10 protein-coding genes are annotated in these 9,069 nt (G+C 63.2%); 5 read left to right on the forward strand and 5 right to left on the reverse strand.

The window, feature by feature from the left end; translation table 11 throughout:
* The first annotated feature begins 118 nt into the window (after positions 1-118).
* From IB266_RS23270 to IB266_RS23280, 3 genes are read left to right on the forward strand one after another with little or no spacing between them, the layout of a single operon-like run.
* Positions 119-934: an HDOD domain-containing protein gene (locus IB266_RS23270; protein WP_192262654.1), complete on the forward strand. Its 816-nt coding sequence runs from the start codon at positions 119-121 to the stop codon at positions 932-934.
* Positions 935-964: 30 nt separating this feature from the next.
* Entirely contained in the window at positions 965-1,777 is an 813-nt protein-coding gene (mutM, locus tag IB266_RS23275) for a bifunctional DNA-formamidopyrimidine glycosylase/DNA-(apurinic or apyrimidinic site) lyase (protein ID WP_060740178.1), read from the forward strand.
* 55 nt (positions 1,778-1,832) lie between these two features.
* Positions 1,833-2,153 carry a hypothetical protein gene (locus tag IB266_RS23280; protein ID WP_060740179.1) on the forward strand — a complete coding sequence of 107 codons (321 nt, stop codon included), beginning with the start codon at positions 1,833-1,835 and terminating at the stop codon, positions 2,151-2,153.
* A 146-nt stretch (positions 2,154-2,299) separates the two neighbouring features.
* Here the strand turns inward: IB266_RS23280 and IB266_RS23285 are convergent, their stop codons facing one another.
* From IB266_RS23285 to IB266_RS23305, 5 genes are all read right to left on the reverse strand, one after another.
* Entirely contained in the window at positions 2,300-2,551 is a 252-nt protein-coding gene (locus tag IB266_RS23285; protein ID WP_060740180.1) for a YfhL family 4Fe-4S dicluster ferredoxin, read from the reverse strand.
* Positions 2,552-2,684: 133 nt separating this feature from the next.
* Positions 2,685-3,164 carry a pantetheine-phosphate adenylyltransferase gene (gene coaD, locus IB266_RS23290; protein ID WP_003177462.1) on the reverse strand — a complete coding sequence of 160 codons (480 nt, stop codon included), beginning with the start codon at positions 3,162-3,164 and terminating at the stop codon, positions 2,685-2,687.
* Between the two features lie 115 nt (positions 3,165-3,279).
* Positions 3,280-4,875 (reverse strand): GMC family oxidoreductase, encoded by a 1,596-nt coding sequence (locus tag IB266_RS23295; protein WP_192262640.1) that lies wholly within the window; start codon positions 4,873-4,875, stop codon positions 3,280-3,282.
* 144 nt (positions 4,876-5,019) lie between these two features.
* Positions 5,020-5,565: a twin-arginine translocation pathway signal protein gene (locus tag IB266_RS23300; RefSeq protein WP_192262642.1), complete on the reverse strand. Its 546-nt coding sequence runs from the start codon at positions 5,563-5,565 to the stop codon at positions 5,020-5,022.
* A 27-nt stretch (positions 5,566-5,592) separates the two neighbouring features.
* Positions 5,593-7,023: a coniferyl aldehyde dehydrogenase gene (locus IB266_RS23305; RefSeq protein WP_192262644.1), complete on the reverse strand. Its 1,431-nt coding sequence runs from the start codon at positions 7,021-7,023 to the stop codon at positions 5,593-5,595.
* Between the two features lie 148 nt (positions 7,024-7,171).
* Here IB266_RS23305 and IB266_RS23310 point away from each other — a divergent pair, with 148 nt between their 5' ends.
* Together IB266_RS23310 and IB266_RS23315 are read left to right on the forward strand one after the other, a co-directional pair.
* Positions 7,172-7,843 (forward strand): TetR/AcrR family transcriptional regulator, encoded by a 672-nt coding sequence (locus IB266_RS23310; protein WP_060740184.1) that lies wholly within the window; start codon positions 7,172-7,174, stop codon positions 7,841-7,843.
* A 33-nt stretch (positions 7,844-7,876) separates the two neighbouring features.
* Positions 7,877-8,731 (forward strand): sulfurtransferase, encoded by an 855-nt coding sequence (locus IB266_RS23315; RefSeq protein ID WP_192262646.1) that lies wholly within the window; start codon positions 7,877-7,879, stop codon positions 8,729-8,731.
* The last annotated feature ends 338 nt before the right edge of the window (positions 8,732-9,069 follow it).

Here is a 9,069-nt window from a genome sequence, read left to right on the forward strand (position 1 = left end):
CCCGGTGGTGTATCGGATCCATCTTTAAGGGTTAGAATCCCCGCCTGACCCAGAGTGTGTACTCATGTCCAAAGAACTTTCCGCCGAACAGATCCAACAGTCCCTGCAAGGGATCAGTGTGCCGCCCCAGCCGCAGATCATGGTGGATCTGCAGATGGAGCAGTACATGCCCGACCCGGACCTGGAGACCATCGCCAAGTTGATCTCCCAGGACCCGGGTCTCTCGGGAGCCTTGCTCAAGATCGTCAACTCGCCCTATTACGGCCTGCGCAACAAGATCACCTCGATCCAGCGCGCGGTGAACCTGCTGGGCAGCCGTTCGATCATCAACCTGATCAATGCGCAGTCGATCAAGGGCGAGCTGCACGACGACGCCATCGTGACCCTGAACCGCTTCTGGGATACCGCCCAGGACGTGGCGATGACCTGCCTGACCCTGGCCAAGCGCGTCGGCCTGGAGAACGGTGACGAAGCCTATGCCTTGGGGTTGTTCCACGACTGCGGCGTGCCGTTGATGCTCAAGCAGTTCCCCAACTACATGAGCGTGCTGGAGGAGGCCTACGCCAGTGCCAGCGCCGAGTGCCGGGTGGTGGACACCGAGAACCGCGTGTTCAACACCAACCATGCGGTGGTCGGTTACTACACCTCCAAATCCTGGCGCCTGCCGGATCACGTCAGCCAGGCGATCGCCAACCACCACAATGCCCTGGCGGTCTTCAGCGACGACTCTTCACGCAACAACAGCCAGCTGAAAAACCTGCTGGCGATCCTGAAGATGTCCGAGAACATCTGTGCGTCCCACCGGGTGCTCGGCAACCAGGCCGAAGACCACGAGTGGGATAGCGTCGGGAGCCTGGTGCTCGACTACATCGGTTTGTCGGAATACGACTTCCAGACCCAGAAACAGGAAATTCGCGACCTCGCCTCTCGTTGAGTGCGTGGCGTCGCCTGACGCGAGAACCTCATGCCAGAACTGCCGGAAGTCGAAACCACCCGTCGCGGCATCGCGCCCCATCTTGAAGGCCAGCGGGTCAGTCGCGTGGTGGTCCGTGACCGCCGCCTGCGCTGGCCGATCCCTGAAGATCTCGATGTGCGGCTCTCGGGCCAGCGCATCGTGCAGGTGGAGCGGCGGGCCAAGTACCTGCTGATCAATGCCGAGGTCGGCACGTTGATCAGCCATCTGGGCATGTCCGGCAACCTGCGGCTGGTGGAGGTCGGCATGCCGGCCCTCAAGCATGAGCACGTGGACATCGAGCTGGAGTCCGGCCTGGCCTTGCGCTACACCGACCCTCGGCGCTTCGGCGCGATGCTCTGGAGCCTCGACCCGCTCAATCACGAGTTGCTGATTCGCCTCGGCCCCGAGCCCTTGACCGACCTGTTCGATGGCGAACGGTTGTTCCAGCTGTCGCGGGGGCGTTCCATGGCGGTCAAGCCGTTCATCATGGACAACGCGGTGGTGGTGGGCGTGGGCAATATCTACGCGACCGAGGCGCTGTTCGCCGCCGGGATCGACCCGCGTCGGGCTGCCGGAGGCATTTCCCGGGGGCGTTACCTGAAGCTGGCGATCGAAATCAAGCGCATCCTCGCCCATGCCATCGAGCGCGGCGGCACCACGTTGCGGGATTTCATCGGTGGGGACGGCCAGCCCGGCTATTTCCAGCAGGAGCTGTTCGTCTACGGCCGGGGCGGGGAATTGTGCAAGGTCTGTGGCACGGGGCTGCGGGAGATCCGCCTGGGCCAGCGTGCCAGTGTCTGGTGCCCACGCTGCCAGAGCTGATTCGTCCGACGGTCTATAGTCAGTAGTCATATTGATTTAGCCGAAGGATCGCCCGATGAAACCGCTTCGACCTGTCGTTCTAGCGCTGCTGCTGAGTGTCGGTTTGCCTGCCCTGGCAAACAGCGGCAGCGGCGACCCGCGCTACACCATCCAGAATCCGCCGGCCTTCGCCATGCTCGGTGACTTGCTGATCGCCCGCCCGCTGCTGCTCGCCGCTACGGTGATCGGGGCTGGGGCATTCGTGGTGTCGTTGCCCTTTACCGCGCTGGGCGGTGGGGTCGGCGATGCGGGGAAGGCGTTGGTGGTGGACCCGGCCAGGGCCACGTTCGTGCGGTGCCTGGGGTGTGTGGGGGAGGGGTTTGAGCGGCAGGAGTGAGGCGGGCAGCTGGAGCTTGGGTGCTGCTGCTGGCCTCATCGCGAGCAAGCTCGCTCCCACAGGGATCTGCTGTGTTTAGTGCCTGAAGCAAAGCGCCTGTGGGAGCGAGCTTGCTCGCGATGGGGCCTGTGGGGCCGCCTAAAAGCTCAATCCTTGCCAGTAATCTTGCGATATTTCGCCATCAACTGCTCTTCAGTCTCCGGATGAGCCTCGTCCAGCGGGATGCAATCCACCGGGCAAACCTGCTGGCACTGGGGTTCGTCGTAGTGGCCGACGCACTGGGTGCACAGGTTCGGGTCGATGACGTAGATCTCCTCGCCTTGGGAAATGGCCTCGTTCGGGCATTCGGGTTCGCAGACGTCGCAATTGATGCAGTCGTCGGTGATGATCAGGGACATGCAGGCTCCTGCCGGGGCGTTGGGCCCGGGCATCTGAAAACGTATGGGCGCAATTGTGCCGCATTGGCGAGCGCAGTGCACGCGGGCGCGATGGACTGCGTTGCGTTGCGAGGTGGCTCGCAGCGCCTGCCGGTCATTTCTTGAAGCGCAGGGTCAGCGCATCGGCCACGGCCGGGTGGACAAACTTGGTGATATCACCGCCCAACGCCGCAATTTCCCGTACCAGGGTCGAGGAAATGAAGGAGTAGCGCTCCGACGGCGTCAGGAACAGGCTCTCGACGTCCGGTGCCAGTTGGCGGTTCATGTTGGCCAGTTGGAACTCGTACTCGAAGTCCGAGACCGCACGCAGGCCGCGCAGGAACACATTGGCGTTCTTTTCCTTGGCAAAGTGGGCCAACAGCGTCGAGAAGCCGACCACTTCCACGTTGGGCAGATGCTTGGTGACCTCGCGGGCCAGCTCCACACGTTGCTCCAGCGGGAACAGCGGGTTCTTCTTCGGGCTGGCGGCGACGGCAATGATCACGTGGTCGAACAGGCGCGCGGCGCGTTCGACCAGATCGCCATGGCCCTTGGTAATAGGGTCGAAGGTACCTGGGTACAACACTCGGTTCATCGCGTCGTCCTGGCGGGAGTCCGTTGGGGAGTCGGATGGTATCGCAGCCTTCTCGGTCGGCCAAGTCGGCTGTTGGATAAGAAAGCACTATAGACGCTGCGAATAATCCGGATATTCATGGGGTTTTCAGGCGTTCGGCCAGGGCTGTCGCCAATTGTGCGGTCAGCCCGTACACCGATAATTGCGGGTTGGCGCCGATGCTGGTGGGGAACAGCGAGCCGTCATGGATCGACAGGTTGCCCAGTTGATGATGGCGGCCCAGGCTGTCGGTGACGGCGGTTTTCGGGTCTTCACCCATGGCGCAGCCACCCATCACGTGGGCACTGCCCAGGCGCGTGCGGTACAAGGCCAGGTCGAGCCCGTCGATCAGCGTGCGGGCCTCGGCCAGGGTCTTCACGTAGCGTGCGTCGTTGTGCAGGGGCATCACCGCCTTGGCGCCGCCGGCGAACTGTATTTCGGCCATGCTGTGGAAGGCCCGGCGCAAGCCGTCCCAGGTATACGGCGAAATGGGGTAGTCGAGTACGGGTGTGCCGTCGCTGCGCAACTCGACGCGGCCGCCGGGGCTGTCCGGGTGAAAACCGTCGCGCAGCAGTGCCAGCATGGCGTGGGTGTGAGGCAGCCGGGACATGTGCAAGGCGTTCTCGGGGCCGAACCCGCCCAACAGCGTGGCGGCGAGCGCCGGGTGCAAGGGCGGGACTTCGAGCTTGTAGGACATCTTGCCGGTGGTTCCGTCCTGCCATTGGAAGTGATCCGAATAAATCGATTGCGGCGCACCGTAGAACGGGTTGATGACCTCGTCGAATTGCCCGGCGGACATGTTCACCAAGTGCAGGAAGGTGCGTTTGCCCACGCGTTCGTGCGGGTCTGGCGCAGCGGAGCGCAACAGCAGGCCGGGGCTGTTGATGCCGCCGCCCGCCAGCACGTAGTGCCGTGCCTTGACGGTGATGCGCCGCCCGGTGGGCGCCACGCAACGCTCGTCCATGGCCTGGCACTCGAGGCCGGCAACGGCATCGTTCTTGATCGTCAGGCGTTCGGCCCGCGCCAGGTAAAGCAGCGCGCCACCCTTGTCCAGTGTGGCCGGGATGGTGGTGACCAGCATCGACTGCTTGGCGTTGGTCGGGCAGCCCATGCCGCAATAGCCCAGGTTCCAGCAGCCGCGCACGTTACGCGGGATGACGTGCCAGGCGTAGCCCAATTGTTCACAGCCTTTGCGGATCACGTCGTTGTTGGCGTTGGGCGGAACCAGCCACGGCGCCACGCCCAGGCGTTGTTCCATCTGTGCAAACCAGGGCGCCATTTCAGCGCGGCCGTGGCCCTTGACGTTGTGCTCGGCGGCCCAGTGATCGAGGGTCTGGTCGGGCGTGCGGAAGCTGGAGGTCCAATTGATCAGCGTCGTGCCACCGACGGCCCGGCCCTGGAGAATGGTGATGGCGCCGTCCTTGCTCATGCGCCCGAGGCTTTCCTGGTACAGGCTGCTGTAGGCCTGGTCTTCGAGCAGCTTGAAGTCATGGCTGGTCTTGAGCGGCCCTTCCTCGATCAGCAACACCCGGTAGCCGGCAGCACTGAGGATTTCCGCCGTGGTGCCGCCACCGGCACCGCTGCCGATGATTGCCACGTCGGCTTCCAGGGTCAGGTCCTCGGTCAACTGCGCGCCGTTGTAGGTGGTCCAGCCACGGGCCAGGCCTTCGCGAAAGGGATCGGGTACGGGCATGTTCAGGCGCTCTTATTGTTATGAGTATGTAGACCCCTGTGGGAGCGGGCTTGCTCGCGAATGCGGCGGGTCAGCTTGCACAAGTGTTGAATGTGTAACCGCATTCGCGAGCAAGCCCGCTCCCACAGGGGGTGGTTCTGGTTTTCAAACCGTTGGCGGCCCCGGATACCCGCAATGCGCCCAGGCTTCGGATTGGGTGTACCAGGCCATCATCACCAATTGCAGCAACGAGCTGTGACCTTGCTGTAGCAGATCCAGCGAACTGTTTTCCCACCGCGCGAGGAACTGGCGGATGTCATCGGCGCTGGCGTTTTCCCACGCCCCCCAGACCCCGGTCAGTGGCCCGCGGGTAACGCCCAGCGTGAGCACATCGAACAGCTGGTGCAGGAGCTTGAGCATGGCGGGGGACAAGTGGGCCAGGCTTCTGTCCAGGCTGCCCAGGGTCGCGTCAATGGCGGCAGGGATCTGCCCGACGGCCACTGCGCCGTCCAGCATCACAGGGATGACGGCGCGTAAAAACGCCAGGTCGCTGTCGCGCAGGGCCGTCAGGCCGGCGGCCGGCTGGCTTGGCGAGCAGCCGCTCAGGCTGGCGCCCAGTCCGACGGTGGCCAGGAAGGCGCTGGCGCCGAGGCTGAATTTCAGCAGGCCGCGCCGTGACAGCGCGGGGGTATCGGTGAGGCTGGCGTTCATGATTGTGATTACCCGGGCAGACACGCGTCAGCGGACAAACAGCTTCTGAATCAGTTTCTGCAAGGGGTTGCCGTAGGGCGGATAAATCAGCTTCGCCGCGTTGAATCGCTGTTTGGTCAGCACGCCCTTGGCTTTGCTGAAGGTCAGGAAGCCTTCATGCCCGTGGTAATGCCCCATTCCCGAGGGCCCGATGCCGCCGAACGGCATGTCATCCTGGGCGACATGCAACAGCGTGTCGTTCAGGCAGACGCCGCCGGAATGGGTTTCGTGGAGCACGCGATGCTGTTCGGCCTTGTTGTAGCCGAAGTAGTAGAGCGCCAGCGGGCGGGGTCGCTGATTGATGTAGGCAAACGCCTGGTCCAGATGGTCATAGGGCACGATGGGCAGCAGTGGGCCGAAGATCTCGTCTTGCATGACGGTCATCTCATCGTTGACGTTGAGCAGCAGGCTGTGTGGCATGCGGCGACCCTGGCCTTGCTCGAACAGCTCGATCAGCAACGCGCCCTTGCCGGTGGCGTCGCTGATGTAGCCATTGAGCCGCGCCAGTTGTCGTTCGTTGATGATGGCGGTGTAGTCCGGGTTGTCCGCCAGGGTCGGATAAAACCCGCGAACCGCCTCGCGATACGCTTCGACGAATTCACCGACGCGGTTCTGCGGCACCAGCACATAGTCCGGGGCGACACAGGTTTGCCCGGCATTCAGGGTTTTGCCGAAGGCAATGCGTTCGGCGGCGTCCTTGATGGGTACATCGACCGACACGATGGCCGGCGATTTCCCACCCAGCTCCAGGGTGACCGGGGTCAGGTTTTCAGCAGCGGCCCGCATGACATGCTTGCCGATGCTGGTGGCGCCGGTGAACAAGAGGTGATCGAAGGGCAACTTGGAAAACGCCATGCCGACCTCCGCCTCGCCGAGCACCACGCACACCAGGTCCTGGGGGAAGATCCGGGCGAGCAACTGCTTGAGCAGCAAGCCGGTCGCCGGTGTCGATTCGCTGAGCTTGAGCATCACCCGGTTGCCCGCCGCCAACGCCCCGACCAACGGCCCGATGGCCAGGAACAGCGGGTAGTTCCACGGCACGATGACCCCGACCACGCCCAACGGCTGATAGATCACTTTGGCTGAGGCCGGTTGAAAGGCCATGCCCACCTTGCGTCGGGAGGGTTTCATCCAGCCCTGGAGGTGCCGGCTGGCGTAATGGATGCCGTGCAGGCTGGGCATCAGCTCGGCCAACAGAGTTTCGTCGGCGCTGCGGTGGCTGAAATCCTGGCTGATGGCGTCGATCAAGGCTTGTCGTTCGTTGCTCAATACCTCGCGCAGTGCCTTGAGCCATTGCCGGCGCTGTTCGGCCGGTGGCATTGGGTGGGCAGCGTAGGCCTGGCGCTGGGCATCGAAGAGCGACCGCAGTTCGTCCAGTTGTTGTTGAGACTCGTGCAGGTAGGCAACGTCGGCAGGCATCGTCAGGCACCGGATGTTATTAGAATGAGGGCTTTCTAGAGCTTATACTCTAGAAAGTCAATGGCATCCGCAACGGCTGTGGGTTTTTCCTGTGACCGATAGGTCGTAAGATGCCGATCAATGCCTTCGTCGAATTAAAGCCCAAACCATGGCCCCACGAATGAAAACCAGCGAGCGCATCGTGCAAAACAGCCTCGAGCTGTTCAACCAACAGGGTGAGCGCAGCGTCAGCACCAATCACATCGCCGCCCACATGGACATGTCTCCGGGCAATCTCTATTACCACTTCCCCAACAAGCAGGCGATCATCGCCGTGCTGTTCAGTGAATACGAGAACCTGGTGGACAGCTTCCTGCGTCCGCCCCAGGGCCGGGCGGCCACGGTGGATGACAAGCGCTTCTACCTGCAGGAGCTGCTGGCGGCCATGTGGCGCTATCGCTTCCTGCACCGGGACCTGGAGCATCTGCTCGACAGCGATCCGGACCTTGCGGCCCGCTATCGTCGGTTTTCCCAGCGCTGCCTGATCCACGGCACCGCGATCTACGAAGGTTTCGTTGCCGCTGGCATCCTGAAGATGGACCGGGTGCAGATCGAGTCCCTGACCCTCAACGCCTGGATCATCCTCACGTCCTGGGTGCGGTTCTTGTGCACCACGCGGGAAAATTTCAGCCACCTGAGTGAGCAGGCCATCAAGCGCGGCGTCTATCAGGTGCTGGTGCTGGAAGCCGGTTTCGTGACCGATCAGGCCCGCGAAGCGGTGGATGCACTGTTCAAGGAATATTACGTCCCCCTGGCCCAGACCCTGGAGGAAGGGCAGTAGGATCGATCCCCGACTTAGCCACAGGAGCTCACCATGCCCATCGCGCAACTCATCAGCCCCCAAGCCCTCGAACAGCGGCGATCACGGCCCGGGCTGGTCATCCTCGACTGTCGTTTTGCCCTGGAAGACCCGGATTACGGCCAACGCAGTTATGCCGAGGGCCACATTGCCGGGGCGTCGTTCGCGGACCTTGAGCGCGACCTGAGCGGGCCGGTGACCAAAGGCGTGACCGGGCGTCATCCGCTGCCCGAGCCCGAGGCCTTGATCGAGCGCCTCAGGGCTTGGGGGCTCGATAACGACAGCGACGTCGTGCTGTACGACGACGGCCCCGGCGCTTATGCCGCGCGGGCCTGGTGGTTGCTGGCCTGGCTGGGCAAGCGCGATGGCGTGTCCATCCTCGACGGTGGGCTCAAGGCCTGGCATGCCGCTGGCTTGCCTTTGAGTCTGGATCCGCCGCAGCACAGTCGTGGGACTTTCACGGGGGCGCCGGATGCGAGCTTGTTGATCAATGCGCAAGCGCTGCAACAACGCCTCGGTGAGTCGGCCATGACCCTGCTGGATGCCCGGGCGTTGCCGCGCTTCAAGGGCGAAGTCGAGCCGATCGACCCGGTGGCCGGGCATATCCCGGGCGCCCAGTGCGCAGCGTTCACCGACAACCTGGGCGCCGATGGACGCTTCTTGCCGGCCGCCCAGCTCAAGCAACGCTTCGCCGAAAAACTGGGCGAGCGCTCGCCCACCGAACTGGTGGCGTACTGCGGCTCCGGCGTGACGGCGTGCCATAACCTGTTCGCCTTGTGCCTGGCAGGGTATCCCTTGGGAAGGCTGTATGCCGGCTCGTGGAGTGAATGGATCAATGATCCCCAGCGGGGCGTGGCAAAGGGCGAATAGCCCAGCCCCTAACCATGTGGGAGCGAGCTTGCTCGCGATGACGGTGTGCCAGGCAACTTCAATGTCGCTGCCCCACGGCTATCGCGAGCAAGCTCGCTCCCACAGGGGATTCCTGGTGAACGCTGAACCGGTGAACACCCCAAAAAAATTGTGGGAGCGAGCTTGCTCGCGATGACGGTGTGCCAGGCAATTTCAATGTCGCTGCCCCACGGCTATCGCGAGCAAGCTCGCTCCCACAGGGGATTCCTGGTGAACGCTGAACCGGTGAACACCCCAAAAAAATTGTGGGAGCGAGCTTGCTCGCGATGACGGTGTGCCAGGCAATTTCAATGTCGCTG

Origin of the sequence: Pseudomonas sp. Pdm06, from assembly GCF_014851795.1 — a bacterium.
Taxonomy (GTDB): domain Bacteria; phylum Pseudomonadota; class Gammaproteobacteria; order Pseudomonadales; family Pseudomonadaceae; genus Aquipseudomonas; species Aquipseudomonas fluorescens_AA.